This window comes from Desulfovibrio diazotrophicus (assembly GCF_902498985.2).
Lineage (GTDB): Bacteria > Desulfobacterota > Desulfovibrionia > Desulfovibrionales > Desulfovibrionaceae > Desulfovibrio > Desulfovibrio legallii.
This window is the reverse complement of record NZ_OX346397.1, coordinates 1835788-1861300: the sequence shown is the minus strand read 5'-3', so window position 1 is coordinate 1861300 and position 25513 is coordinate 1835788. Positions and strand designations below refer to the sequence as shown.

General features: G+C 59.1%; 23 protein-coding genes and 1 tRNA gene. 19 read left to right on the top strand and 5 right to left on the bottom strand.

The features are described from left to right. The gene (locus tag J7I12_RS08090) at positions 1-1590 is read left to right on the top strand and encodes an N-acyl-D-amino-acid deacylase family protein (RefSeq protein ID WP_118230136.1); all 1590 of its coding nucleotides are present in this window, start codon (positions 1-3) and stop codon (positions 1588-1590) included. Positions 1591-1674: 84 nt separating this feature from the next. After that, positions 1675-2055 carry a RidA family protein gene (locus tag J7I12_RS08085; protein ID WP_118230137.1) on the top strand — a complete coding sequence of 127 codons (381 nt, stop codon included), beginning with the start codon at positions 1675-1677 and terminating at the stop codon, positions 2053-2055. A 168-nt stretch (positions 2056-2223) separates the two neighbouring features. Here J7I12_RS08085 and J7I12_RS08080 read toward each other — a convergent pair whose 3' ends face one another. The 3 genes from J7I12_RS08080 to ilvD form a co-directional block, all read right to left on the bottom strand. Continuing rightward, positions 2224-3522 (bottom strand): lactate racemase domain-containing protein, encoded by a 1299-nt coding sequence (locus J7I12_RS08080; protein WP_208360749.1) that lies wholly within the window; start codon positions 3520-3522, stop codon positions 2224-2226. A 190-nt stretch (positions 3523-3712) separates the two neighbouring features. Next, a complete protein-coding gene (locus J7I12_RS08075) occupies positions 3713-4741 on the bottom strand; it encodes an AEC family transporter (protein WP_236031413.1) in 1029 nt (342 codons plus the stop codon). A 181-nt stretch (positions 4742-4922) separates the two neighbouring features. Continuing rightward, entirely contained in the window at positions 4923-6608 is a 1686-nt protein-coding gene (gene ilvD, locus J7I12_RS08070; RefSeq protein ID WP_118230140.1) for a dihydroxy-acid dehydratase, read from the bottom strand. Positions 6609-7112: 504 nt separating this feature from the next. Here ilvD and J7I12_RS08065 point away from each other — a divergent pair. From J7I12_RS08065 to J7I12_RS08015, 11 genes are all read left to right on the top strand, one after another. Then, a tRNA-Leu gene (locus J7I12_RS08065) sits at positions 7113-7199 on the top strand. 663 nt (positions 7200-7862) lie between these two features. Beyond that, a complete protein-coding gene (locus J7I12_RS08060; RefSeq protein WP_208360751.1) occupies positions 7863-9113 on the top strand; it encodes a helix-turn-helix domain-containing protein in 1251 nt (416 codons plus the stop codon). Positions 9114-9137: 24 nt separating this feature from the next. Further along, the gene (locus J7I12_RS08055) at positions 9138-10253 is read left to right on the top strand and encodes a DotH/IcmK family type IV secretion protein (protein WP_208360752.1); all 1116 of its coding nucleotides are present in this window, start codon (positions 9138-9140) and stop codon (positions 10251-10253) included. Continuing rightward, positions 10250-11374, top strand: coding sequence for a DotG/IcmE/VirB10 family type IV secretion system protein (locus tag J7I12_RS08050; RefSeq protein WP_208360753.1), 1125 nt, complete (start codon positions 10250-10252; stop codon positions 11372-11374). The genes J7I12_RS08055 and J7I12_RS08050 overlap by 4 nt, the downstream gene beginning before the upstream one ends. A 3-nt stretch (positions 11375-11377) precedes the next feature. Next, complete coding sequence (locus tag J7I12_RS08045; protein WP_208360754.1) at positions 11378-11884, top strand: hypothetical protein; 507 nt, start codon at positions 11378-11380, stop codon at positions 11882-11884. 12 nt (positions 11885-11896) lie between these two features. Beyond that, complete coding sequence (locus J7I12_RS08040; protein ID WP_208360756.1) at positions 11897-12295, top strand: hypothetical protein; 399 nt, start codon at positions 11897-11899, stop codon at positions 12293-12295. Positions 12296-12307: 12 nt separating this feature from the next. Further along, positions 12308-13048: a DotI/IcmL/TraM family protein gene (locus tag J7I12_RS08035; RefSeq protein WP_208360757.1), complete on the top strand. Its 741-nt coding sequence runs from the start codon at positions 12308-12310 to the stop codon at positions 13046-13048. After that, positions 13048-16083, top strand: coding sequence for a putative type IV secretion/conjugal transfer ATPase (locus tag J7I12_RS08030; protein WP_498793533.1), 3036 nt, complete (start codon positions 13048-13050; stop codon positions 16081-16083). The genes J7I12_RS08035 and J7I12_RS08030 overlap by 1 nt, the downstream gene beginning before the upstream one ends. Further along, complete coding sequence (locus J7I12_RS08025) at positions 16080-17180, top strand: conjugal transfer protein TraW family protein (RefSeq protein ID WP_208360760.1); 1101 nt, start codon at positions 16080-16082, stop codon at positions 17178-17180. The genes J7I12_RS08030 and J7I12_RS08025 overlap by 4 nt, the downstream gene beginning before the upstream one ends. Positions 17181-17230: 50 nt before the next feature. Beyond that, the gene (locus tag J7I12_RS08020; protein ID WP_208360762.1) at positions 17231-19282 is read left to right on the top strand and encodes a DotA/TraY family protein; all 2052 of its coding nucleotides are present in this window, start codon (positions 17231-17233) and stop codon (positions 19280-19282) included. A 3-nt stretch (positions 19283-19285) separates the two neighbouring features. Continuing rightward, on the top strand, positions 19286-19735 hold the full coding sequence (locus J7I12_RS08015; RefSeq protein ID WP_208360764.1) for a hypothetical protein: 450 nt from the start codon (positions 19286-19288) through the stop codon (positions 19733-19735). Here J7I12_RS08015 and J7I12_RS08010 read toward each other — a convergent pair. Beyond that, a complete protein-coding gene (locus J7I12_RS08010; RefSeq protein WP_208360765.1) occupies positions 19703-20014 on the bottom strand; it encodes a hypothetical protein in 312 nt (103 codons plus the stop codon). The two genes, J7I12_RS08015 and J7I12_RS08010, sit on opposite strands and share 33 nt — an antisense overlap. Next, on the bottom strand, positions 20004-20786 hold the full coding sequence (locus J7I12_RS08005) for a ParA family protein (RefSeq protein ID WP_208360766.1): 783 nt from the start codon (positions 20784-20786) through the stop codon (positions 20004-20006). The genes J7I12_RS08010 and J7I12_RS08005 overlap by 11 nt, the downstream gene beginning before the upstream one ends. A gap of 107 nt (positions 20787-20893) precedes the next feature. Here J7I12_RS08005 and J7I12_RS08000 point away from each other — a divergent pair, with 107 nt between their 5' ends. The 6 genes from J7I12_RS08000 to J7I12_RS07975 all read left to right on the top strand — a co-directional run bounded on the left by J7I12_RS08000 (position 20894) and on the right by J7I12_RS07975 (position 25512). After that, a complete protein-coding gene (locus J7I12_RS08000; RefSeq protein WP_498793529.1) occupies positions 20894-21379 on the top strand; it encodes a DotD/TraH family lipoprotein in 486 nt (161 codons plus the stop codon). A 161-nt stretch (positions 21380-21540) separates the two neighbouring features. Then, positions 21541-22305, top strand: a complete 765-nt coding sequence (locus J7I12_RS07995) for a type IV secretory system conjugative DNA transfer family protein (protein WP_498793527.1) — start codon at positions 21541-21543, stop codon at positions 22303-22305. 3 nt (positions 22306-22308) lie between these two features. Continuing rightward, the gene (locus J7I12_RS07990; protein ID WP_208360771.1) at positions 22309-23463 is read left to right on the top strand and encodes a type IV pilus twitching motility protein PilT; all 1155 of its coding nucleotides are present in this window, start codon (positions 22309-22311) and stop codon (positions 23461-23463) included. After that, entirely contained in the window at positions 23460-23732 is a 273-nt protein-coding gene (gene icmT, locus J7I12_RS07985) for an IcmT/TraK family protein (protein ID WP_208360773.1), read from the top strand. Before J7I12_RS07990 ends, icmT begins: the two co-directional genes overlap by 4 nt. 176 nt (positions 23733-23908) lie before the next feature. Further along, positions 23909-24121 (top strand): hypothetical protein, encoded by a 213-nt coding sequence (locus J7I12_RS07980; protein ID WP_208360775.1) that lies wholly within the window; start codon positions 23909-23911, stop codon positions 24119-24121. After that, positions 24118-25512, top strand: a complete 1395-nt coding sequence (locus tag J7I12_RS07975; protein ID WP_208360777.1) for a zincin-like metallopeptidase domain-containing protein — start codon at positions 24118-24120, stop codon at positions 25510-25512. Before J7I12_RS07980 ends, J7I12_RS07975 begins: the two co-directional genes overlap by 4 nt. Position 25513: the final 1 nt, after the last annotated feature.

The following is a 25513-nucleotide window of genomic DNA, read 5'->3' as shown; positions in this document are numbered from 1 at the left end:
ATGAAAACATTGATCAAAAATGGCATGTTGATTGACGGCACGGGCGCTCCGGGAACGCCGGGCGACCTGCTGATGGAAGGCGAGCGCATTGTGGCCGTGGGGCGGCTGGAATCGCCCCACGCGGACGTGGTGGTGGACGCCGCAGGGCTTGCCGTGGCCCCCGGCTTTATCGATACCCACAGTCATTCTGATCTGGAAGTCTTTAAGGAGCCGGAGCTGGCCCCCAAGCTGCGGCAGGGCATTACCACTGAAATTCTGGGCCAGGACGGCATTTCCATGGCCCCGCTGCCGCAGCAGTTCATCAGCCCCTGGCGCAAAAACCTTGCGGGACTGGACGGGGACAAAGATGACCTGGACTGGACCTACGGCACAACGGAAAACTATCTGAATCTGCTGGAAAAAAACGGGTCGGGCACCAACCTGTGCTACCTGGTGCCCCACGGCAATGTGCGCATGGAGGCGCGCGGTCTGGGCAGCGGCGTGGCCGATGCTGCGGAATTGCGGCGCATGTGCGAAATTCTTGCGCGGGAACTGGAGGCGGGGGGATTCGGCTTTTCCACTGGCCTCATTTATATGCCCTGCGCCTATGCGGACACGCGCGAAATGGTGGAAACCTGCAAGGTTGCCGCAAAATTTGATGTGCCCTTCGTCATCCACCAACGCAGCGAAGCTGACACCATTGTGGATTCCATGCACGAGGTCATCAACATCGGGCGCGATTCCGGGGTGAAGGTGCATTTCTCGCACTTTAAGCTCTGCGGCAAAAATAACGCGCACCTCTTCCCGCAGGTCATTGCGCTGCTGGAGCAGGCTAAAAAAGAAGGCATCCGGGTTTCGTTCGACCAGTATCCCTATGTGGCCGGCAGCACCATGCTCGGCGTCATTCTGCCGCCGTGGGCGCACGACGGCGGCACGGACAAGCTGGTAGAGCGCCTGGGCAATGCCGAAGACAGAAAACGTATGGTCCACGATATTACCCACGGCATCCACGGCTGGGATAACTTTGTGGCTTTTGCCGGGCTGGACGGCATCTTCGTCACCAGCGTAAAAACAGCGCGCAATACGGATGTAGTCGGCAAAAACCTTGTGCAGTTGGGCGAAATGCGCGGCAAAGAGCCGCTTGAAGCCACCTTTGACCTGCTGCGCGAAGAAGAAAACGCCGTGGGCATGGTGGACTTTTACGGGCTTGAAGAACACGTCAAAACGCTCATTGCCCGGCCTGAAATGAACGTCTGCACCGACGGCCTGCTGGGCGGCACGCCCCATCCCCGCGTGTACGGAGCCTTCCCCAGAGTTCTCGGCAAATACGTGCGGGAAGAAAAGGTGCTGCCGCTGCACGAGGCCGTACGCAAAATGACCGGCAGACCCGCCGCCGTGTTCGGCATTGAGGGGCGCGGCGTGCTGCGCCCCGGCAACTACGCCGATATCGTTGTTTTTGACCCCGCGACCATCATTGACAAAGGCACCTTTACGGAGCCGCGTCAGTTCCCCGACGGGATCGCGCACGTCTTTGTCAACGGCGCGCATACGGTCAACGGCGCGAACCTGGATACAACGGCCCTGGCCGGTAAGGTGCTGCGTAAAAAATAGGTTTCGCCGCAGAGGCTGAAGCCGCAACCATACGCGCGGCCGCTCGGCTTTGCCGACGGCCGCGCCTGCAGAAAAGGAGATGCCATGAACAGTGTGGAACAGATTGCCACGGACAAAGCCCCCGGCGCCGTGGGGCCGTATTCGCAGGCCCTGGCCGTGGGCGGCCTGGTCTTTACTTCCGGGCAGTTGCCCATCAATCCCGAAACCAAGGCCATGCCGCAGGACGTGGCGGCGCAGGCGGCGGCCTCGCTTAAAAACGTGCAGGCTGTGCTGGAGGCCGCCGGTTCCTCCATGGGCAAGGTGCTGAAGACCACTGTCTACCTGACGGATATCAATGACTTTGCGGCCATCAACGAAGTGTACGCCACGTTTTTCAAGCCGCCCTTCCCGGCGCGCAGTTGTTTTGCCGTGAAAAGCCTGCCCCTGAACGCCAAAATCGAAATTGAGGCCGTGGCCGCCCGATAACGGTTTTTAGCCCTGTTGCCATGCCTGGCGGCGACGTAACCGTGCCGTCGCGGGCAATCTTCCATGCCCCCTTTGCCGTGTGCGGCAAAGGGGGCATAAGTTTTGGGGGGTGGCAACAACCATAGCGTGCGGCACGCCGACAGCCGGCTTTCGCAACCGGCAGCAGGTTCAGGCCAGCTTGGGCAGGGTATTGGCCCCGTGGGGCAGCAGGGTGGCGCGCAGCCGGCCGTTGCCGTTGTTCAGTCTGCGGGCCAGGGCCAGGGCTTCGTCCAGGGTGCGGGTCACATGGATGCCGGTTTTGGCGAAAGCCTCCTCCGGCATGGCGCAGACCAGGATAAGATGATATTTCTCCGCCGATTCGGCAAACAGAAAGCCCACATAGCTGCCAATGGAAAAATGGGCGCGCAGGTCTTTTTCACGCGCCTCCATGCTGGCGAAGTCGCGGATCTGGTGCTCTGTGTCCTTGCTGCCGAAGCCCTCGGTGCAGGCTGAAAGCAAAATGATGGTGCCGCCTTCTTCCACCACCGCCAGGGCGTTGGCCAGGGTTTTGATGGTCTGGTAGAAATTGATGTCCTTGGGCGCGCCGCCCGCGCTGGCAATGACCAGAGGGGTGCGTCCGGCCACGGGCACGCCGTCAATGGCGTCCACCAGGGCGCAGGCCTCGCGGTGGGCCTTGACCATGTCGCCGGCCACGGCCTTGATGATGTTGTACTGCTCGTCCACCACCACATTGAGCAGAAAACTGGGACGGCCCAGCAGGGCGGCTTCTTCCAGATCGGTGTGGAAGACGTTGTCCCGCGTCAGATTGGCGCTGCGCACGGCTGGGTTGCTGCCGCTGCCGAAGCCCTTGTTCAGGGCCAGGTTGTGGTGGCGCTGGATGGTTTCATAGCTGGCGATGCCGGGCAGCATGTATTTGGGGCCGCCGCCGTAGCCCGCCAGAAAATGGTAGACCACCCCGCCCGTGAGCACGATGTGGTCGCTTTCCATGGCCAGGCGGTTGAACCAGACTTCAGTGCCGTGGGAGGTCACGCCGGCCTTGACCATGTTTTTGCTGTCTGTGCAGACGTGGTCCACTACCGGGATGCGTTTGTAAATATCTTCGGAAACAATGGCCATGTGCTCTTCGCGGGTCATGGACCGGTGGGAGCCCGTGGCCGTGAGGATGTGGATGTGGGCGTCGAGCACGCCGCAGGCGTTGAGGCGCTCCACCACGGCCGGGATGTAGACGTGGGGCGACTGCCACAGGCGCGTGGCGTCCGGAGCCACAATGCAGACAGTCTGGCCGGGTTTGACGATCTCCTCCAGACGGGGGGAGCCAATGGGGTGGTCCAGGGCGTAGTCCACATGTTCGCGGGCCGTGCGCTGCGGTAGGGACACGGTATTGGATTCCAGTTCGCAGGCAATGCAGTCTTCGTCAAGGTTGACGGAAAATTCCTGCTCTCCGTACTTCATCAGATGCTTGGCCATGGTTTTGTGCCCCTCGGGTTTTGGGTTTTGCGCACGGACGTGCCGTGCAGTGCCGCCCGGACAAACGGGGGGGGGCCGGGCTGTCGGCCGCGCGCCTGCGCGAACCGGCGTCTTTTTTATGCCTCTTTGGCGGCATTGTGAACACGCGTCAGCAGGCCGCGCCTCTGGAGCATTTCAAGTGTTAAATGCTCTAGAGCAGCGCGCTCAGCAAGGTCATGTACAGCGGGATGGTGACCACGGAAAGGAGGGTGGAAAGGGTCACAGCCAGCGCGCCGAAGCGGGAATCCGTATGGTAGTGGGCGCTGAGAATAGCCGCCTGCATCATAACCGGCAAAGAGGACTGGACCACAAAAACTTTGCCCATCAGGGCCGGCACGGGGAAAAAGTGCAGAAAAGCCAGCATGATCAGCGGCCCGCCCACCAGACGTCCCAGCAGCACCACCACCAGGTCGCGTTCCAGACGCAGGCCCCGCAGGCCGATGTCAAAAATGCTGATACCGATAAAAATAAGGGCCAGCGGCGTGGTCAGGCCGCCCAGGTAGCGGGCCGCGTCCTGCACGGATGTGGGCAGGGTTACCCCGCAGAGGGTCAGGGCCACGCCCAGCAGAAATCCCAGCAAAGGCGGCGAAAAAATCTGCAGCAGCAACGTGCGCGCCGAAAGGGGCCCCTTGCTGTTTTCCTGGTCGTGCACCACGGCGTACTGCCCAATGGTCCAGAAAAAAACCGTGCCCGCGCAATAATACACCAGCGCGTAGGGCAGGGCTTCTTCGCCAAACAGGGCCAGATTGACGGGAATGCCCACAAACACCGTATTGGGGTTGGAAATGCTGGCGCAGAACAGGCCGAAATGCTTGTGCGGCACCCGCAGCAGCCGGCCCAGAGCGCAGGCCAGCACAAAGGTGACGGCAATGGAAGCCAGCGGCAGCAGCGCGCCCCGCGCCAGCCCCGGCAGCGCCTCCCGCTGGAAGGAATGCATGATGGTGTACATGAGAAAGGGCGGCAGGGCCACGCAGGTCACCAGGCGGGGCAGCAGGATGCGCGTTTCTGCGCCGAACCAGCCCCTGGCCGCCAGCACATAGCCCACCAGGCCCATGATGATGAGCCCGAAAACGCCGCTCAGCGCGTGCAGAAAAACCATGAGGCCCCCAAGGCTGTCGTCCGGATGGGGCGGGGTGGCGGCGTAAGGCGCTTCGCAGGGGAAGGGATTTTTTGTGCACAAAAGGTTCCCTTCCTCCGCACCCCCATCCTTCCAACAGTGTACCTTTCCTGGAAAACGCGGCGGTCATCCCCCCCAGAGACGGACCGCCCCCGCGGCGCGACCTGTCGCTTTTGCCGCCGCAGCGGCAACTTTGTGACCGGGGGCCGCGCAACCGCCTTGTGGGCCCCCGGCCGGAGCGACGTCAGATTTCCTTGTAGCGCCCGCCGTTGGCTGCGGAACTCACCAGGGCGGCGTAGCGCCGCAGCACGGGGTAGGGGCTGTCCTTTTTGTGCGGCGTAAAGGCGGCCCGGCGCTGCTCCAGCTCTGCAGGGCTGACCAGCAGGTCCAGCTTGCGGTTGGGAATATCGATATGGATCATATCCCCTTCCCGCACCAGGGCGATGACGCCGCCGTCCGCCGCTTCGGGCGAGATGTGGCCGATGGCCGCGCCGTTGGTGCCGCCGGAAAAGCGTCCGTCCGTGAGCAGGGCCACGTCCTTGCCCAGGCCCATGCCGGTGATGGCCGCCGTGGGCGAGAGCATCTCGCGCATGCCCGGTCCGCCGCGCGGGCCTTCGTAGCGAATGACCACCGCGTCCCCGGCCTTGATTTTGCCGTCCAGGATGGCGCGCATGGCGTCTTCTTCATTTTCAAACACGCGGGCGCGCACGTCGCGGCACATCATTTCCGGGGCCACGGCGGACTGTTTGACCACGGCCCCCTCCGGAGCCAGGCTGCCGCGCAGAATGGCTATGCCGCCCTGTTTGGAATAGGGGTTGTCCACGCTGTGGATCACTTCTGGATCCAGTACGCGGGCTTTGAGGTCCGTGAGGTTTTCGCCCACGGTCTTGCCGGTGACGGTCAGGCAGTCTTTATGGATCAGGCCCAGCTTGTCCAGCTCGGTCATGACGGCCGGGATGCCGCCGGCATTGTCCAGATCTACCATAAAATACTTGCCCGCCGGGGAGAGCTTGCAGAGGTTGGGGCTTTTGCGGCTGACGGCGTCAAAAATTTCCAGGCCCAGGTTGAGGCCGGCTTCGCCGAACACTGCGGGCAGGTGCAGCACCGTGTTGGTGGAACAGCCCAGGGCCATGTCCACGGCCACGGCATTGGCCACGGCGTCGGGGGTGACGATGTCGCGCGGGCGGATGTTGCGCTCCAGCATGTCCATAACGCGCATGCCCGCAGTCTTGGCCAGGCGGACGCGCGCGCCGCTCACCGCCGGGATGGTGCCGTTGCCGGGCAGGGCCACGCCGATGGTTTCGGCCAGGCAGTTCATGGAATTGGCCGTGAACATGCCCGCGCAGGCCCCGCAGCCGGGACAGGCGCGCTCGGTAAGGCGCTCCAGGTCGTCTTCGGTCATGGCGCCGCTGCGCACCTTACCCACGGCCTCAAACACGGTGATCAGGTCGCCGCGCTGGTGCGGGCCGATATTGCCGGGCAGCATGGGCCCGCCGGAAACCAGCACCGAGGGGATGTTCAGGCGCATCATGGCCATGAGCATGCCGGGCACGCATTTATCACAGTTGGGGATGAAGACCAGGGCGTCAAAGGCGTGGGCGCGGGCCATGATCTCAATGGAATCGGCAATGAATTCGCGCGACGGCAGAGAAAAGCGCATGCCCTCGTGGTTCATGGCCAGGCCGTCGCAGACGGCAATGGCCGGAAACTGCAGGGGCGTGCCCCCGGCCATGCGTACCCCGGCCTTGACCGCGTCGGCCAGAGTATTGAGGTGCATGTGCCCCGGCACCACTTCGTTGGCGGCGTTGACCACGCCCACCAGGGGGCGGTCCATTTCTTCTCTGGTCAGGCCCAGAGCGTAAAGCAGAGAGCGGTGGGGGGCCTTCTCCAGGCCGGACTTCATCTTTTTACTGCGCGCTGTAGCATCCATGACGGCATCCTTGTGGTAAAGAACAAAAAATCCCCGGCACAATGGCGCACAAGGGCAAGCTCTTTGTTTACGCCAAAAGTCCACCTCCGTAAACATAGCCCCCGCCGTTCTCCGCGCGCCGCGGCCCGCTGCTGGGGCCCTCTGTCCCACCGCAACCGTTGATGCCGCGCCGCTCCTGTGCACGTTGCGCTCCGCTACTGTGGCCCGGTTCGCGGCCGGTTCTGCGGCAGGCTTGCCCTGCCGATTTTGCACGGCCCTTGGCGCACAAGGCTTTCTGAGGGTCAGGGGCAAGGCGGGATATGTCGAGGCGCCGCGCCTGCGCGTGCCGGATGCCGCGTTGCGCAAGACCTGGAAGCAAGCGCCCCGGCAGCGCGTCCGGCCTGCAGCAAGACGGGCGCCGTGCTGCGGCAATTTCTACGGGACGTCCTTCAGCTAAAAGATTTTTCAGAAAAACGTGAAAAATTGCTTGCCAAACCCCTGGGCTTAACGTAGAAGATTTTTCGCGCCGAAGTGGTGGAATTGGTAGACACGCTAGGTTCAGGGTCTAGTGCTCGCAAGGGCATGGGAGTTCGAGTCTCCCCTTCGGCACCATAAGAAAATCAACGGGTTAGAAGAAAAAGTCTTTCTTCTAGCCCGCTTTTCTTTTTCCCAAATCGCAATTCTCCCCCACTATGCCCCCACCCCTGGAAATTTGCTAAAATTTCTTGGGGTACCCACTTACCGCTGCCCCCACCTCCCGTGGGGGAGACGTGCAGCGTTTACTATACTCCCTTCCTTTTTAAAGCTCCTCCGGGTCATTCGCATGGAATGCCCTGGCGGAGCTTTTTTGTTTTCCCAGTCTCCTTTCACGGCACACGTTCCCTCACAAAAAATTCGCCCCCCTCCCGTGTTCACGGAAGAAGGGCGAAACCTCGCGCTCTTGTGCTTGTGGCTACACGCCACAGCAGCAGGGGAACTTGCGTCATGCAGGTGCGGGGTCGTCGTGGGTGGTTCCCACGGCATGTTTTGAGAAGTCGAGCTAGTCGCTCGGTCAACGACCTCAGACAAAGGATATGGATTGAGGAAAACCAAGGCCTAGAAAGGCAAAAAAGCCAGTAAGTTGGCGCTTACCGGCTTATCAGCAGAGTGAAATTCTTTGTTCTTGAAGCGAACGAAGAAACACTAACCCAAAGGGTTTCTCTTTGTCAAGTGCATGGGGTCTGCTTGTTTTTGCCTTTTTCCGGCCTGCCCCGCTTGGGGAAGAGAGCACGAACCATGCAGACATTTGCACCACGAGGAAAAATTCACGGGCCGATTTTACCGCAATTTGTGTTGGAAACCTCTATCAGTTTTGGAGCCAAGATCATGTATGCCCTGCTGTGTAATTATGCTTCGGACAGCGACCGCTGCTGGCCCTCTCAGGCCACGTTGGCCGCACGGCTTTCGTGCAGCGTGAGCAGCGTTAAAAAGTACCTGGCCGAACTGGTGGGGATCAATCTTATCCAGGTGCGGCGGGAGCAGTACCGCTCATCGGTCTATTATCTGTTGCCACCGGCGGCGTTGAAGTCGGCCAGCCAAGAGGCAAAGCCTGGCTGCCGTCAGCCAGACTCTGCCTGCCCAGAGCCAAAAGTTGGCTACATAAATACTCTTAACAAACAAAGAGAAATACAAAATCCCCCCTTACCCCCCGTGCCGTCAGCGGTGCCGGAACTTGTCGCTTCGCCTTCGCGTTCCGTGTCGGGGGGCGGGGGTGTCCGACCCGAAGGGCGCGAAGCGTGCCCGTTAGCGAGTCTTCGAGCGTTACGGGCATCGAGAGCAGAGATGTCTGTCTCTGATTTTGAAAAAGTATGGGCACTCTACCCCAAAAAAGAGGCCAAGGGCCTTGCCCGTTCAGCGTGGCTGCGTCTCCAGCGAGAAGGCTTGTTGCCGCCTCTGCCTCGGATTGAATCCACCATCCGGCATTTCATGGCTTCGGAAGCCTGGCAACGCGAACAAGGCCGCTTTGTGCCGCAAATGAGCAACTGGCTCAAGGGCCAGCGTTGGCTGGATGATGACGTGATGACTGCCGTCAAGGAGACAGAAGCCAGAGAGCGTTCTGCCGCTGCGCTTCAGGCTATGCAGCAAAAAGAAGAAGCCCGCAGAGCGGCAATGGACAAGGAGCGCGAGGCTCTGCGACCACGCTTTGAGGCCTTTGCCGAAAAATTCCACCTTCATGCCAAGCCCTGGATCAGGCCAATGGCCTTTGGGCTGTGGATGCATTTGCACTCCGTGCATCGCGCTCCCGCTCCGTCTGACGTGCCGGAAAACAACCCCCTGGACATTATCGAGTTTTTGAAGGCCTTCAGGCAACGCTGTGAAGAAGCGGCCTGGCGAGCTTCCCCTGCAAAGGAGCGCCGCGCTCAGGCCATACCGGGAGTGTTCAGCGTCCCAAGCTCAGAGAAGCCGCTCACATGTGGAAATATTCTTCGGCATCTTCCCGTATTTTCACGACAACCTGCATCTCAGGCCTTTGCGAAAGCCATTTGATGACTCCAAACTGAGGAGATTTTTGTGAAACAACCCCTTTCTTTCTGTCTGCTTCCGCTGTTGGCTGTGCTGCTGTGGGGAAGCCTGACCTGGGCGGCGGAGCAGCCGCCCGCGCCTGTGGCAGCTTCGGCACCAGTGGCTCCCCCTGCGCCCGCAACCGGGCAACAGGGCATTGTCCTGGGGCAACCGGATGCCCAGCGCAACTCTGCGTCAGCCCAGCCCGCTGCTGTAACTCCACCGCCAGCGCAGCCTGTGGTTCCTCCTACCACGGTCGCGCCCACAAGTGCGCCGACCCAGGCAGAGGCCAAAAAGCCGGATGTACAGAGCCTGTTTGAGGAAAGTCTGCGCCAGATGATGCCCCTGGATAACAGCCAGATTCAACAGTATCGTGAATGGTCGGATCAGCGTGATCGGGCCTTGTTGCCGGTGTCGCCCGCTTTGGCTTCACGCACGGCGCGGGTGTCGCTGGAACCCGGCAGTGCGCCGGTGCGCGTATTCACCACGGCCAATATCGCCACCTCGCTGCTGATCCATGACTCCACGGGCCAACCCTGGCCCATCACCTCCGTCACCAACGGCGGGCCGTCGTTCTTTCAGGTACTGCGGCCTGAGCTGCCGGACGGCAACCTTCTCAACGTCATGCCCACACAGGGCTACGGCACCACAACTTTGGTGGTCACGTTGGAGAAACAGGACATCCCCCTTGTCATCCGTCTGGAATCAGACTCGGTACGCGGGCCGGAGCGCAAGGCGGACGCCTTGGTGCTCTTTCAGATTTCCCAGCAAGGGCCACGGGCCAAGGCCCCGCTCATTCAGGACATCAAAGAGACGGTGGATTCCACCATGCTGGCCTTTTTGGATCATGTGCCGCCCAGCGGAGCCTTGCGAGTGCGCATGGAACCCAAGGCCGACAAGGTGATCGTCTGGAAACTCGGCGCACATCACTACATCCGCACGAGCCACACTCTGATGTGGCCAGCCTGGACGGCGGTGGTGCATGGCGCGGGCAACATGAAGTGCTACGAGGTGCCGGTCACGTCGCGGGTGATGGTGTCTGTTGAGGGCAGAATGCAGACCCTCGTGCTGTCCGATGCGTCCTCATTGGCCAAGCCTCAAGGAAACAGTGAGGTGAAGCCATGAGCCTTACCAGCACGGAAAAGAAGCGCCGCTTCTTCATGTTCGCTCTGTTGGGCCTGGCTGTGGCTGCTGTGATTGTGGTGGGTTCCATGATGCTGTTTGCGCCCAAGAAGCCTCCGGCTTCGGCCAATTTGGGCACGGCCCGCACAGATGCGGTCAAAGGTCAGGCAGGCGGCGAAGGATCGGAGGAATACAACAAAAAGCTGGAGGCCCACGACCAGCAAAAGGCCAACAGTGCTCTTGCTGCGGGCGAGAGCTTTATCCCCACGCCTGTGGGCACAAAGTCGCCGGTGGTGACGCGCAAGCCAGACACGCCCCCGCCGCCCCCGCCGGTTACGCCGCCGCGTGTGGCTCCGGCGCAGGCTCCGCGCACGGACAACACCCTGCAAAAGCGGATGCTGGAAGACCTGGCCGCTCTGGATGCCAAACTGGCCTCGGTGTCTCTCGAACAGGGAAAGATTGTCTTTACGCATGACTTTTCCAAAGACAAGCCCGCGCCAACACCTGCGGCCATCACGGGCGGTGCGGAACAGCCCTCTGGCACCGCTCTGGCTTTGAAGCCAGGCGATCTGCTCTACGCCGTCATTGATACCGGCGTGAACTCTGACGTGCCCTCCGCCGTCATGGCGACCGTGGCCTCCGGCAAATATAAAAACGCCCGTATGCTCGGCAAGTTTCAACGTTTTGAGGAACGGCTGGTGCTGGCCTTCACCAGAGTTATTCTGTCGGACGGGTCAGACGTGCAGATTGAAGGCTATGCCGTTGACCCGGCCACGTCTGAAGCCTCTGTGGCCACTTCGGTGGATACGCATTTTTTCAGCCGCTGGGGCGGACTTGTGGCGTCGGCTTTTCTGGAAGGCTTGTCCAATGCCAAAAAATACAGCGGCGCACAGAGCACGGTCTATGGCGGATATGGGGGCGGCATGAACAACCAGGCCACGGATCAGATGGTCTGGAACACATACAGCCCTGCGGATCAAGCGTGGATAGCTGCCGGGAAAGTGGGGGAAAAGGCTGGGAAAATCTTTGAAAAGAACTTTGACCGGCCTCCTACTGTGTACCTCGAAAGCGGCACACCTGTTGGCATTCTCGTGCTCAACGTGAAGGCCCAATCAGGGAGGTGATGTATGGAAAACTACGTCGCCAATGTGATTCCACATTTGCAACAGTGGTGGCCCGTCATCATTGTGCTGGCTTACCTTGTGGGCATCGGCTTTGCGATGGTGTCTCTGGCGCAGAGCGTCAGCCATAAACACCGCTTCAACCGCAGCACCGCTGTGTGGACGCTGTGGGCAGCTGTGCTCTTGTTGAATATTCCCGCGCTCATGGATTCTCTCGCCATGACCGTCTTCAACCAGACTTCGGAACAGACCCTGAGCTATTCGCCTCCAGCGTCGCCAGGAGCTGTTTACATCCAGTTCGCTGTCTACGGCATCGCCACCGTGGGTGTCATCGGCATCATCCGGGGGCTGTGCCTGCTGCGCGATACCCCCAATCAAAGCATGAACTTGAGCCGCTGCATTGTGCATCTCTTCGGTGGCATTCTTGCCGTGAACCTTGTCACCTTTCTGCGGGGCATCGGGGCCACGCTGGGTGGTGATGTGCAAACCACTATTGCTAAAATCATTGGATAATAAGGAGATTTTATGGACAGCCGTTTTTGTTTCGCTTCGGTGTCCCCTGTCCGTTTGACCGTTACGGCCTTGGCTGCCGCCGCCGTGTGGCTCTTTGCACCGGAGCTGGCTCAGGCCGCCGTGACCTTTGGCGACATCGGCCAGAACGTGGCGGACAGCGCCAAGGGGGTGGCCAAGGGTGTCACGATGGTGGGGTTCGCCTCCGGCGCGGGCATGGGCGTGTGGGGTTGCATCGACCTCTACAAGGCTACCAAGAGTCAGTCCGGGCAATCCGGCAACTACGCGCCCGGCGTTGCCAAGGTGGTCATTGGTGCGCTGGCCCTTGGCATCGGGGAATTTCTCGGTTCCGGCTCGGCCACACTCTTCGGCTCTGACCAGACCAGCGGGCTTGATGAACTTGGGCTTCGGTAAGCAGGAGGGTGCATGAACTGGTTCAAAAAGAAAACGCCCTTACCGGAGATTGTAGCGTCGGGTGCGGAAAGTTTGGCAGGTTCGGCAGCAACAGAAGCTGTGGAAAGTCTCTCCCCGGATGCCCCTCCGGCTTACGATGCCGAAACGGTTATCGGCGGTCTTGCTTGGTATCGCTTGCAGTATCAGCGGGTCATGAAGTTGGCCGTGGGCCTGGTGCTCATGCTCATTGTCTGCATCGCGGTCATTGCTTTGCTCATCGTCCGGCAGCCCACACCACGCTATTTTGCGGCAACGCCCGACCTTCGCCTGGCTCCGCTCATTCCTCTGGATAAGCCAGTTCTCAGCCAGCAAGGGCTTTTGAACTGGGTGACGGAAACCATCAGCAATGCCGTTTCGCTCGATTTTCTGGAATGGCGGGAAAAGCTCTCCAACACCAGAGAGAACTTTGAGGATGCGGCATACAAGTCCTTCCTGTCGTCACTGGGGTCTTCCGGCATTCTGGACATGATCCGGGAAAAACGACTTTCCGTGTCGGCTGTGGTCACGCGGGCACCTGTCATCAGTGCATCCGGCCTTGTGGGCGGCAGAGCCACCTGGAAGGTCGAGTTTCCTCTCGTGGTCTCCTATGAATCCAGTCAAGGGGTGGAAAGTACCCAACGTCTCATGGCCACGGTGCTGGTGGCTCGTGCGTCTACCCTGACCACCCCGCGTGGCGTCGTCATTCAGCAAGTTGTGCTCAAAAGGGGGGAATGATGATGCTTGATTCCCTCATACACGGCATTGACCGTGGTATCCGCGCCCTGTCCGAGACCTTTTATGGGCCGGTAGGCTCGTACTGCAAGCTGGAAACAGTGGACAGAGACGCCCTGGTGGCTGACGACGGGAGCCTTATCACCGTCTTGCGGCTGGAAGGGGCGCTGCAACAGGTGGGTGTGGAAGAATATGCCACCATTGTGCGCGGCCTGACGGAAAAGCTGCAATCCACATTGTCCCGGCCCGGCCACAGTATTCAGATTGTCTTTGAGTATGACCCGGAGGCCAGCGGCGCTCGCGTTCGGGAGATGCTGCTGCCGTCGCGGCGTACTGCTCAGAACCTGGGTTTGCACATAGGCCCCTTGCTTGAGAACTGGGGGCAAGCCCTTGAGCGGTACTGTACCCACGAAGTCTGTTGGCTGGTCTTGTGGACGCGGCCCGGCGTTATGTCGGAGGGCTTGCGTAAAACCGCGCTCAAAGAGCGCCTTGCCTCCATGCGCAAAGCCCCCATGCAGCCGGGGTGTCAGCAGGTGTCCGCCGCCATTGCTGCGCTGCATGACGCGCACAACGGTTTTGTGACCGGGGTGCTCGATGCCTTTCGGCAGGAAGAGCTTTTGCTGTACCCGCTCACACCTCATGAGGCGTTGCGCGACATCCGCATGTGCATTGACCCTGAGTTCACGGGCAGGGACTGGCAGGCTCGTATTCCTGGCGATCCGCTGGCTCTCGGCTTGCCTGATCCCCAATATGAAGGCGGCGCTTCGGCAGCGGCCATATTGCACAACGTCATCTACCCGGATTTCAAAACCCAGCTTTGGCCGCGTGAGGGACACATGCTTTCCCGCAGCGCCATACAGGTGGGGGATCGGGTGTATGGCCCACTCATCATGACCCTCATGCCCCAGACGCCCAAACCTTTTCAGGAGTTCTTCCGGGTGCTAGCACGTCGGGATGAGCGGATGCCGTACCGGGTGTCTTTTCTACTGGAACCGGGTGGGCTGAACATGGGCATAAAGCCGCTCTTGTCAGCCATATTGGGCTTTGCCAGCTCAGACAACAAGCGTTTCAATAATGCGGTCTCTGCCCTGACCGCTCTGGACTTGGAAGGCGTGTGCTGTGTGAAGTTCCGTATCTGCTTCTGTACTTGGGCAGTCATCGGAGCAAGGACGGGCGAAGTCCGTGGAACACGGACGGAAAAAGAAGCCCATATGCTGCTTCGGCGGCGCATGGCGGAGCTGGCCAAGGCCATTCAGGGCTGGGGCACCACGGACGTGTCCGAGGCTGTGGGCGATCCTCTGCTGGGCCTTGCGGCCACGGTGCCCGCCATGATGCCCTCAAGCCCGGCTCCGGTGGCGGCGGCACCCTTGCAGGACGCTATCGGTATGTTGCCCTTGCGTTCGGCTTCGCCCTGGAAGGAAGGTTCGCTTCTTCTGCGCACTCAGGATGGCAAACTCTTTCCCTTCGCTCCCAACTCATCGGAGCAGGCATCGTGGATTGATCTTGGTGTGGCCCCGATGGGCGGCGGCAAGTCGGTGTTCCTCAATGCGCTGAACTTCGCCTTTGTGACGCAGGCCGGGCTTTCGCGCTTGCCGTGGGTGTCCATCATCGACGTGGGGCCGTCCAGTTCCGGTCTCATCACGTTGCTTAAAGAGAATCTGCCCGAAGGCAAAAAGCACCTGGCCGCTTACCACCGCCTGCGCATGACGGAAGAGTATTGCGTCAATCCCTTTGATACTCCGCTGGGTTGTCGGTATCCCTTGCCCTCGCATCAAACTTTTCTGGCCAACCTGTTGACCCTTTTGTGTACGCCTTTGGACAGCACGCCCTTTGACAAGGATGTGCCAGCTCTTGTGCGGCAGGCCATTGAGCTGGCGTATGAAGAGTTGTCCGACAAGCATAATCCCCGGCTGTACCATTCCAATGTGCTGCCGGAACTCCATGCTCTGCTATTGCGTGAAGCCATTCCCCTGAACACATCTCCCACTTGGTGGGAAGTGGTGGATGCGCTTTTTGATCGTGGCTTCGTGCATGAGGCCATTCAGGCGCAACGCTATGCCGTGCCGCTCCTGGGCGACATCACCACGCAGATCAACCAGAATCAGGGCATCATCAATGGCTATGAAAAGAAGACCAGGAGCGAAGCCTGGCGTTCCATCATTGCCGCCATCAGCGCCTATGCGGTGTTGAAGGAACCTACGCGCTTTGATCTTGGCGATGCGCAGATTGTCAGCCTTGACCTGGACGAAGTGGCCACACACGGCGGGCCTGGGGCGAATCGTCAGTCTGCCGTCATGTATATGCTGGCGCGGCATGTGCTGGGGGCACGTTTCTTCCTGATGCCGGATGATGTGAAACTCATGCCGGAACGCTATCAAGACTATCATGCAGAACGTATTGAAGCCATTCGGGAAGACCCCAAACGGCTTTGTTACGATGAAGCTCACCGCGTGACTAAAAATAGTTCGGTATCCGGGCAGCTCTTGGCAGATATGACCACTATGGCGCGAGAATCGCGCAAGTGGAATCTTTCCATCGGCCTGTACACACAATCCATTGACGACATCCCCGACATCATCATTGAGCTTGCCAGTACCATGCTCATTCTGGGAGCCGGAACAGAGCACAGCATTGCCAACCTGACAAAGCGTTTCTCCTTGAACGGAGCCTGCCGCTATGCCCTGGGGCATCTGGGCAAGCCCGGCCCGGCTGGTTCCAATCTGGTGGCGCTCTTTCGCACAGGCGCGGGCATGTCGCAACTGGTGCTCAGCCTGACCATCGGCGGGCAGGCGCTCTGGGCCTTTTCCACCACCACGGAAGACGTGGCCATACGCAACCATCTCTACAAACGCATGGAGCCTTCCGAGGCCTTACGGCGGCTTGCGGCTCGCTTTCCGGGCGGATCGGCCAAGGCCGAGGTGGAGCGTCGTCGTCGCCGGGTTACGGATCAAAGCGAAGTCGGTGACGTGCTGGTCAACGTGATTCAGGAAATCGTCAATGAAATAGCCAACACCCCCCAGACTGTGAGGACATCATGAAAAGATTGTGTCTGGCTTTTCTGCTGCTTGTCTTCCCTGCCCAGGCCCTGGCGGCGGGATGCGACTGCGGCTCCATCAACGTCATTGTCACCAGGGCCAAGATGGAGACCATCCAATCCGTCAATGCCAACACCTCTGCGGAGGCCGCTGCCATTCGTTCGGAAATTTTGCTGGCGGCGCAGAACATCATCGGCACCATCAAGACGGAAAGCGCCACCATTGTGCGGGCCATCATCAGCCTGAAAGAAAGCAATGCTGCCATGATCAAGGGGCAGGCAACAGCTGGGCAGGCAACGCGCACCGAGGATTTGTACGGCAAGGCCGCTCAACCTTCCGGGCTGTGCGGGGCCACTTCTCTGGGCGCTGGAGTTCAGCTTGGGGCGCAGGCGTCCCGCCAGGTGCAGGGGGCCATGCGCAGCAAGCAGTTGGAGTATTCGAGCAGGTCGGACGCCCGCCCCGTGGAATATTTGAACCGTGTTTTGGAAGAAGGGCATCCCACGGAACAGGAAATGGTGGATGCGCTCTTTCCCCTTGAAGACACCATCACAGACGAACAGCTCTCGCAAGCTCACGAATCAATCAAGACATTGGCCAATCCCCGGCCTCTGCCGGTGGTCGCGGATGCGCAGAAAGACACACCCTCCGGCCAGACGTATGCTGCTGCCCGCAAAATTCATGAAGGGCGACTGGCCGTGGTCATGGAGAGTCTGAACAACCATGTGGCTGCCCATGCTCCCACATTGCCTGATGACGTGGCCGCCTGGGCGCGGAATCAGTGGCAGGAGGCAGGCGGCAGCGGCACCCCTCCGGGCCTGGTGAACGGCAAAATGTCCGAGGCCGGATTGTTCAAGCTGCTCAGTCAGATGCGCCTCGGCAATCCCAACTGGTTCAATCAAGTGACAAGCGCCACGGAAGCCGGACTGTTGAGGGAAATGGTGATGATGCAGGCCATCCAGCTTGAACTCACCCGCCAGAACAATACGCTGCTTGACCGGCTGAATGTGGTCGTTGCCCTAGATTATCTGACCCGGATGGACGGCAGCACCGGCAAAGAGCTGAATGACTTGTATGTGCGCATGGTTGGAGCACAGCAATAGAAATATATAAAAATATATTTCTATCAAAAATATAATTTAAGGATACCTCTATGGCCGCATCCTCTGACATACCGGCAACTTCCGAAGTGTTGCTCAAAAGCGACGCCAGCAAACAGTTTCTGGACACCCTCCTGGGCCAAGGTTGGGACACTTGGGGCCAGGGGTTGGGCGGCTCTCAGGGTGCGGAACTCATGCTGCAACTGTTCAGCGCCTTCAACATTGTGGCGCTGGCAACCATTTCGGCGCTCTTTCTCTGGGTGCTGGCAATGGCTGTGGCTGGTACGGCCCATGAGGGTACGCCCTTCGGCAAACGCTACAGTTCGTTGTGGATGCCGCTGCGCTTTGTGGGGGCAATGGGGGCGCTGGCTCCCATTTTCAAGGGCTTGAGCTTTTTTCAGGTGGCGATTCTGGCCTGCATCGGCTTTTCCATCAATCTTGGTAACTTCGTTTGGGAATTGGGCACCAACTATTTTGTGGAGCACGGCGGGCAGATCACCGTGCAGGCTCCTGATCAGAATGTGACTCACTATGCGGCCATTGCCAACGGCTCATTGGAATCTCTGACCTTGCAATACTACTTGAACGAACGCCGGGGCCTGGGCGTCAGCCCTGGTGGGGAGTGGAAGTACAGCGGCAACTGGATCAGATCGGGCGGGGAGTATCGTTTTAGCTTCAATGGCAACAACGGCACCATCATGGTGGAGTGCGTGGATGAATCTGACGCGCTGTGCCGGGGCAAGGTCAATGCCGTGGGCACGGCGGTATCGTCGCTTTCCGCTGTGGCAAGCCAGCTCGCCAATCCCAATACTCCTGCCGATGCCATAGACCCTTTGGCCTTATACAACGCCGCCAACAGTATCAACGCCGCCATTCTTTCCTCCCTGCAAAACTACGCCAAGCAGGGGCAGCTTAAAAACAAGCTGCAAGATTTTGAAGACATTTCCAAGCAGTATGGCTGGTTTATCGCTGGATCGTCCTACTGGTCTATCGCCTGGATCAATCAGGAAGTGCGCGAAGCCATGTATTCCGGCATTTCCTATGCTCCGCGAGAATACACCAGTTCGGAACTCTTCGGTATGACTTACGGTTTGCAGGACTATGAAGCCGTCAAAGAGCGCGTGGCCAATTACATCAAGACGGCCTATGCCACACGCCGTGGTATTTCCGATACCACGGCGCACCCAGCAGTGACGGATGAAAACCGGACATTGAGTGAAATAGGCAACTGGCTGCGGGCCACGTTGAACAATCTGGTGAGTGCCAACATCCTGCCCATTGCCGTGGAAAAACTCTCCAGCAATGACCCCATCATGGCCATTTCCAACGTGGGGGATTACCTCATCGGCACGGCCTGGGGCCTGGCTGCGGCCCTCGGCGCACTCGACGTTGCCCACGCGATGGGCAAGGCCATTCCCTTCATCGGCAACGCCGTGCCCAATCTGGACAAGTATATCGCCTTTGTTCTGTTTTCCGTCTTTCTGCCGCTGCTGCTCTATGGCCTTGCGCTTGCCTACTATCTTCCGGCCATTCCCTTTATCCGCTGGATTTCCGCCCTGGTGGGCTGGGTGATCCTCATTGTGGAATCGCTTGTGGCCGCGCCGCTGTGGCTGTGCGCCCACGCACTGCCCGAAGGAGACGGGGCAGCCGGGCAGCACGGCAGACGCGGCTATCTCTTGCTGCTCGGCATCATCATTCGTCCTCCGCTCATGGTGGCCGGGTTTTTCTGCGCAGTCATTCTCATGAACGTGCTGGGACGGCTCATCGGGGCCAGCTTTGAAATGTTCATTGCCGGAACTTCACAGGCCAAGGTCATCGGTCTTACCGGCACCATTTCCATGCTGGTGATCCTTGGCATCGTGGTGATCATGACGGCTAACAAGTTCTTCAGCCTCATTCACTACCTGCCGGAGCATGTGACCAACTGGATTGGCCAGCAATTCCATTCACTGGGCGAAAAGGAAGATCAGAGCGGGGTCAAGGGCGTGTTTGTGGGTTCTACCAATGCGGTGTCGTCCGGGGCGGATGGGGCGCGGGGGCTGCGTAATACGGTGCTCGGCAGTACACCGAAAACTGATCTCTCTGAACACAATTTCAGGAGTTAAGGCATGTTTGAGAATGTGAAAGAAGCCTTACGGGCAAGGATACGGCCCAGCAGCACCCATCTGACCGCCTTGCGCGGAGATTTGCAGAATCGTTTGCGTCACTTCAAAGCGGAACGCACTCAAGAACAGCAAAAGCCCTTGGAAGAAGACTTTGCCCAGGTGCTCCTGGCCTGGGGCATCGGTGAACAAGATATTCCCGCCGTGTTGCGGGAACTGCGGCTGCGGCGTTGGGTATTCGTCCTGCCGGTGGCCGTATGCCTGCTCACGGCCCTGGTCACAGGCCAGACAACGCTTTGGCTGGCCTTGGCCCTGATTGTGCCTCCCTGCCTTTTGGGCATCGCCAGCACACACTGGCGCATATCTGTGCTGACCTGCCGTTGCTTTCAGCCCTTTAGTCGTTGGTTGGGATGCTGGCTTTGCTCACTCCTCATGCTTTCCAAGAAAGGCGCGTAGGGAGGCTTCAATGACGGCAATTTCCTTCATGTCATTCTGCACGGCAAAGAGTTTCATGGCCTTGGCCAGGTCGCGGTCGATGAGAAAGTATTTGCCCACGCGATTTTCTTTGCCTCTTGGGGCTTCCTTGCCTTTGCCCGCCGCTGCTTGTGGGGCGGGCGGGGGGGTGTCTGCTTCCGGTTTTGGCGCGGCTTTGGGCGCTCCAAACACGCTGTCCAGCAAGTCTTCCTTCACTTCCACGGCTGCGGCCTGTCCAAGCCCACCTTTCTTACGCGCCATAACGGGCCTCCAGTCTGGTGACGGTTTCAATTCCAAGAGCCGCATAATCCTGCGCCCCGTAGGATTTGGGATCATAGCCAAAAATGCTCTGCCCGTGACTGGGCGCTTCGGCCAGGGTCACGTTGTCGCGGATAGCGGCCTGCATGAGGTCTGCCGCATGTTGATTGGCCAGCACGTCCAGCACATCACGGCACAAGCGTTTTCTGCGGTCGACAAAGGTTGGAACAATGCCAAGCACTGTCAAATGGGGGTTGAGGCGGCGGCGTACCCGCTCCAAATCATCTTGCATGAGGGCGAGGCCCTCCAGCGAGTGGAACTCCGTCTGCACCGGAATGAGCACAGCGTCCGCTGCCGCATAGGTATTGATGGCCAGCAAATCCAGAGACGGCGGACTGTCGATGAGCACCACGTCAAACATGCCTTGGACGTGCTCCAACGCCTCTTTCAACAGAAGCTCTTTGCCGAGTTCCTGCGCGAACACTTCCGGCATGGCCGCAAGCTGCCGATTGGCCGGGGCCAGCAGAACACAGCCGCCATTTTGCCCCTGCTCCACGGGCACGGCTATTTCCGGCCATGTGGCCTTACCGCGCAGAACATCCAGAATGGTCTTATCCGCAGGAGTCACCGCCCAAGCACGGGTGAGGTTGGCTTGGGCGTCCATGTCCACGGCCAGCACTTTTTTGCCGTGGGCGGACAAGGCCGCAGCCAGATTTTGAGCTGTGGTGGTTTTTCCCACGCCCCCTTTTTTGTTGGCGATGACAATGGTGCGCATACAGGCTCCTTGGGTGCAAATTTCATAGCATCCATAGCACTATATAAACATATTATCAATAGAACGCATAGTGATATATAAAAATATATTACTATGAAAACCCTGTAATGGAGCGAATTATCATGAAACAATGCGCGTTTTGCTTGTGCATCCTGTTGCTTGCGGGCTGTGCAAAAAAGGGAGAGGTGGTTGCCCCGGCAAGCCCTGGAGACTTTGTGGCCGTGACCTTGGGCGATGCGGCTGAGGTCGCTCACAGCGAGCTTGCCATGCTGGCCAAGCTGCGGGGCCAGGGCTTGCAGCCGCTTTTGCCGCCTGCCGATCCCGTTCTCAGCCAACCGGTGTCCATTTCTTGGACTGGCCCGGCAGAAGGTGCGCTTAAAGAAATCTGCCTGCAACTTGGCTACCGCTATCAGGAAACGGGCAAGCCCACGGCGCAAATGCTGACCGTGGTGGTGCGCGGTTTGAATCGTCCGGCCCATGTGCTGCTGGAAGACATTGCCTGGCAGGTACAGCCGCAGGCGGTGGTGCGAGTTGATCCCATTGGCCGCAGTATCACTCTGGCCCGCACCGTGAGTACCGGGGGGTTGTCATGAACCGTCATTTCTGCCTGTTGCTGACTGTGTTCCTGATTTGTCTCGGTGGCTGCGCTTCCAGAGTGCAGGAGCCATCACCTCCTTTGCCGCTTCCACCACAGGCCACGCTTGCGGCTACGTCCACGCCTGCTCAGGCGCACGAGGAAGGGCAAGTACTTACGGTGTCTGCCCCTGTTGATGTGAGCCAAGGCCCACGCCGGGGCGAGCCGGAAGAACTGGCGGCGCTGCTGGAAATGAAGGGCGCGTCTGAGAAAGAAACCGCCGTCAGCCTCATGCGGCCCACGGCCATAAAAGAGGCGGCGCAGCTCGTCACGTTTCAGACGGCCATTGCCTGGCGTTACAAACAACTGGTGGCCGCAACCGAGGCCCACAGCTCCATCATGGACACAGCCTTCAACTTTGGGCCGCTCCTCATGACTCAGGGCGAGGCCTTGATTCTGCCACCAGTGCTCACGCGCTCCGGGGCATCCATGCGGATTGAATCCGGCGAAACAGCCACAGCGGCAGCGACTTCATATGAGTTGCTCGAACCCGCCCGGTACATCTCCACCGTACCCAACTGGCGCGAGTTTCTCATGGTGGATGCTTTTCCTGAGCCGGAAAAGCCCAATCCCGCAGTCATGCCCAAAAACGACAAGGAACGCGTCATCTGGCGGGCTGCTGTACGCGAAGCCTGGGCGCAGGGCCTCATGGAAGCGGATCAGCTTTTTGCCGACAACGTGTCCCGTATGGCGCGGCAGTACCGGGGCGTGATGCTCTATCACCTGCTTACGGCGCAGCATCTTTTGAGCAAGGTCAGTACGGCTTCTGCTGAATTGGGCACCAAGGCCACAGACAACGGCAACAAGCTGCACATTGGGCAGAAGGTCTATCGCATCACCGCGCCGTCTGCCTTTACCGCCGTTACAACAGCTCCCCGGAAGTGACCCGTGTCTGAAGCTCTTGAAATGTACCCGCGTGAACCGCGCATTCGTTGGGAGACCGACAATATTAACGATATGCTGCTCTGGGCAAGCGGCTGCGGGATGTCGGACATCCAGTTGTGCTCCGGTCAGCCAGTTTGGGTGCGCAAAGACGGGGTATGGCGGCGCATCACCACGCGCCCCATCACCACGGACGAGCTGTTGGCCGGGCTGGAACGCCTGACCCGCAACAATTCCGTCGCGGCCTTTATCAAATCGAGCCAGGACGATTACGACTTTGCCCATCAGATTGAGGAAACACGCGGGGTGCGCCGTCGCTATCGCGGCAATGCGGGCGCAGTGGCGGACGGATACTCCACCGGAGTCAAAATCGTTTTCCGTACTATTCCATCAACGCCGCCTCTGCTGGAAGATCTGGGCGTTGAACAGAGTATTCTGGATCATGCTATGCCGGAAAACGGCCTTGTGCTGGTCACCGGCGTTATGGGATCGGGCAAGAGCACGCTGCTGGCAGCCATTTTACGTCATATCATCGAAAAAGGTGGGCGTAACGTGGCCACCTATGAGTCCCCCATTGAGTTTGACTTTTTGCACCTGCCTGAGCAAGGCGGCCCAGTCTCTCAAACCACCATCCCTGAACATCTGCAATCCTTCATTCGTGCGGTACGCAACTCCACCCGCACCGCGCCCAATGTGGTGCTCATCGGTGAAAGCCGTGACGCAGAAACCCTGCGTGGGATGATCGAAAGTGCGGAAACTGGGGTTGCCGCCTATTCCACCGTGCATACCCGCTCGGTGCCGGAAACCCTTTCACGCATCATCAATGTTTTTCCCGTGGAAGAGCGATTGCAAATTTCGGTGACGCTGCTTTCCAGTCTGCGGCTGGTGGTCAATCAGCGCCTTCTGCCAAGGGCGAGCGGCAATGGACGCATCGCGTTGCGCGAATATCTGCCCTTCACACCGGAAATACGCGAGGCGCTGCTGGAAACGCCGCTGGAGCGACTCATTCCCAAGTGTGAAGACCTGCTCACCAGGCACGGTCAGCGGATGCAGGACGCGGCGATGAAAGCCAATGCTGCCGGCAGCATCGCCAAGGAACACTACCTGTCCATCATGGCGGAGCGCAAAGCGACGCAACCCATCAATACGGAGGCCGAATGAAACGTGAATTGCTCTGGCGGGACACCGCTCTCACACCCAAGATTTTCATTCTGGACGCTCGTGCCGTCTTTCCCCTGGCGCTGTGGCTCTTTCATTGGGCCTACTGGACGGCCTGTGTGGCGGTGATCGGCATTGTCGCTCTCTATCTGGTGCAGCGCACGGGCATGACGCCGCTGGCCTGTGCCCGCGCTCTGCGCGTGGCCTTTATGGGCAAGCGGAGGGAGACCAAACACAACGAAGCACACTGGCGGCAACGTTGCCGCTGGTAGTGCATGGGCGCCTTTTGCGTTCTGCCTTTGTCAAACATCGCTTTGCCCTTCATTCATGTACCAGAAGAGTACACTCCTTTCGGGCAAAGCTCGTTTTCCTCGGCAGAACACAAAATTCATCTCATGCAGCATATTTTTCTATGCAAAATATAAAAATATATTTCTATGGAGACATCATGAGTTCATCAAAACCCAACAGTTACGGCCTTTTTGACGCTCCTGTGCGCCTGCCGGAAAAGGAGCGAGTCCCCCTTACCCCTGCGGACATTGAACGGCAGTTGGACGCCGGAGCTTTTGTCATGAGCCGGGAAGACGCCATTGCAGCTGGTTTTCTCAGCCCACATGACGAACCGGACACGGTGATCGTTGACGTGCAGGAGGCTATATGAGCCAGGAACAAGCGGCGGAAAAGAAAAACCGCTTCCAGATCAGCCGCGAAGTGCAGGAAGAGTTCGTCAACAGTGTGGCGGAAAACATGCTTGTCTTGGCCGAAACAGCGGGCAAGTGGCAAAAACCCTGGACGGCTGATGCCCCGCTGGGGATGCCCTTTTGCGCCACAACGGGGCGCGAATACGGCGGGGCCAACATGGTCAAGCTCATGCTCACCAGCATCGTCAACGGCTACCAGGACGACAGGTGGATGACGTTCAAACAATTCCAGCAAGTTCAGGCCGACCATCCGGCTCGCGATATGAAGATCAAAAAGGGGGCCAAGGGCACCAAACTTCTTCGTCCTGAAGAAATTGCCTTCATCGTCAAGGAAGACGGCAAATGGGAATATCTCACCGACAAGCAGATCAAGGAATTTACTGCCCAAAAAGACCAAGGACTGGAAGTTCCAGACGTGCAGCGTATGACGCTGTTCTATCCGTTCACTGTGTTCAACGCTGCGCAGATCGAAGGTTTTCCGCCCAAGGAAAGCCAGGCCCACGCCATGACCGCTGTGGAGCGCAATGACTTTGTTGAACGCTTTATCGCCTGCACGGGCATCCCGGTGGAACATCACACGGGTGATGCCTACTACGAACCGCAGGCCGATATGGTGAAAATGCCTTTTCCTGAACGCTTCATCAGTACTGAAGAATACTACGCCTCCAAACTGCATGAGACATATCATGCCACAGGCCACTCCAAGCGGGAAAATCGTAAGGAAAAGCAGACTCATAACCTCAAGAACTACGCTTTTGAAGAAATGCGGGCCGAAATGTTCTCCATGCTGGCCGGGGCCAGGTTCGATTTGCCCATGCCCGAAAGCAATTCCTCGGCCTACATCAGCAAATGGAATCAGACTTTCTCCGGAGGCGACGCCAAGGCCGTATTTCAGGCGGCAGCGGAAGCGGCCAAGGTACTGACCATCATGCACCAGTTTGAAATGGGCGAACAACCCAAGGCCCAATGGTTTCCGCGTAGTGAAGTCTGGCCGGAACTTGTGGCCACGCAGAAACAGCGAGATGCGACCACCGGCGTTCATTTGCACGAGCCTGCGCATCTTGCGGCCAGAAGCACGGAAGAACCGCAAGTCCGGCCTGCGTCTCCTACCTTTGCTCAATCGGCAGCGGCCTTTGAAGCTGCGGACGACCCGGTGAGCAAAGCGCGGATCATTCTGCAAAATCCAGAGTTTCTGAACATGGCTCTCAAACAGGATGCCGAAGCTGCCCGGTCTCTGGCTTCGCTCTGTGATTCCTTTGCCCAGACCCTGAGCATGGAACTGGACGAGAAAAACCGGACGGCCCTTGCTCCCACAGGAACCGAAACCTCAGCATCACGGATGAGGATGTGAT

What these genes read in the sequence shown, in the direction of transcription:
- J7I12_RS08060 (WP_208360751.1), top strand. Translation starts at nt 7,863, where the DNA reads ATGCAGACATTTGCACCACGAGGAAAAATTCACGGGCCGATTTTACCG.
- ilvD (WP_118230140.1), bottom strand. Translation starts at nt 6,608, where the DNA reads ATGGATGCTACAGCGCGCAGTAAAAAGATGAAGTCCGGCCTGGAGAAG.
- J7I12_RS08035 (WP_208360757.1), top strand. Translation starts at nt 12,308, where the DNA reads ATGAACTGGTTCAAAAAGAAAACGCCCTTACCGGAGATTGTAGCGTCG.
- J7I12_RS08045 (WP_208360754.1), top strand. Translation starts at nt 11,378, where the DNA reads ATGGAAAACTACGTCGCCAATGTGATTCCACATTTGCAACAGTGGTGG.
- J7I12_RS08050 (WP_208360753.1), top strand. Translation starts at nt 10,250, where the DNA reads ATGAGCCTTACCAGCACGGAAAAGAAGCGCCGCTTCTTCATGTTCGCT.
- J7I12_RS07975 (WP_208360777.1), top strand. Translation starts at nt 24,118, where the DNA reads ATGAGCCAGGAACAAGCGGCGGAAAAGAAAAACCGCTTCCAGATCAGC.
- J7I12_RS07980 (WP_208360775.1), top strand. Translation starts at nt 23,909, where the DNA reads ATGAGTTCATCAAAACCCAACAGTTACGGCCTTTTTGACGCTCCTGTG.
- J7I12_RS08005 (WP_208360766.1), bottom strand. Translation starts at nt 20,786, where the DNA reads ATGCGCACCATTGTCATCGCCAACAAAAAAGGGGGCGTGGGAAAAACC.
- J7I12_RS08030 (WP_498793533.1), top strand. Translation starts at nt 13,048, where the DNA reads ATGATGCTTGATTCCCTCATACACGGCATTGACCGTGGTATCCGCGCC.
- J7I12_RS08010 (WP_208360765.1), bottom strand. Translation starts at nt 20,014, where the DNA reads ATGGCGCGTAAGAAAGGTGGGCTTGGACAGGCCGCAGCCGTGGAAGTG.
- J7I12_RS08020 (WP_208360762.1), top strand. Translation starts at nt 17,231, where the DNA reads ATGGCCGCATCCTCTGACATACCGGCAACTTCCGAAGTGTTGCTCAAA.
- J7I12_RS08000 (WP_498793529.1), top strand. Translation starts at nt 20,894, where the DNA reads ATGGAGCGAATTATCATGAAACAATGCGCGTTTTGCTTGTGCATCCTG.
- icmT (WP_208360773.1), top strand. Translation starts at nt 23,460, where the DNA reads ATGAAACGTGAATTGCTCTGGCGGGACACCGCTCTCACACCCAAGATT.
- J7I12_RS08040 (WP_208360756.1), top strand. Translation starts at nt 11,897, where the DNA reads ATGGACAGCCGTTTTTGTTTCGCTTCGGTGTCCCCTGTCCGTTTGACC.
- J7I12_RS08085 (WP_118230137.1), top strand. Translation starts at nt 1,675, where the DNA reads ATGAACAGTGTGGAACAGATTGCCACGGACAAAGCCCCCGGCGCCGTG.
- J7I12_RS08090 (WP_118230136.1), top strand. Translation starts at nt 1, where the DNA reads ATGAAAACATTGATCAAAAATGGCATGTTGATTGACGGCACGGGCGCT.
- J7I12_RS08025 (WP_208360760.1), top strand. Translation starts at nt 16,080, where the DNA reads ATGAAAAGATTGTGTCTGGCTTTTCTGCTGCTTGTCTTCCCTGCCCAG.
- J7I12_RS08015 (WP_208360764.1), top strand. Translation starts at nt 19,286, where the DNA reads ATGTTTGAGAATGTGAAAGAAGCCTTACGGGCAAGGATACGGCCCAGC.
- J7I12_RS08080 (WP_208360749.1), bottom strand. Translation starts at nt 3,522, where the DNA reads ATGGCCAAGCATCTGATGAAGTACGGAGAGCAGGAATTTTCCGTCAAC.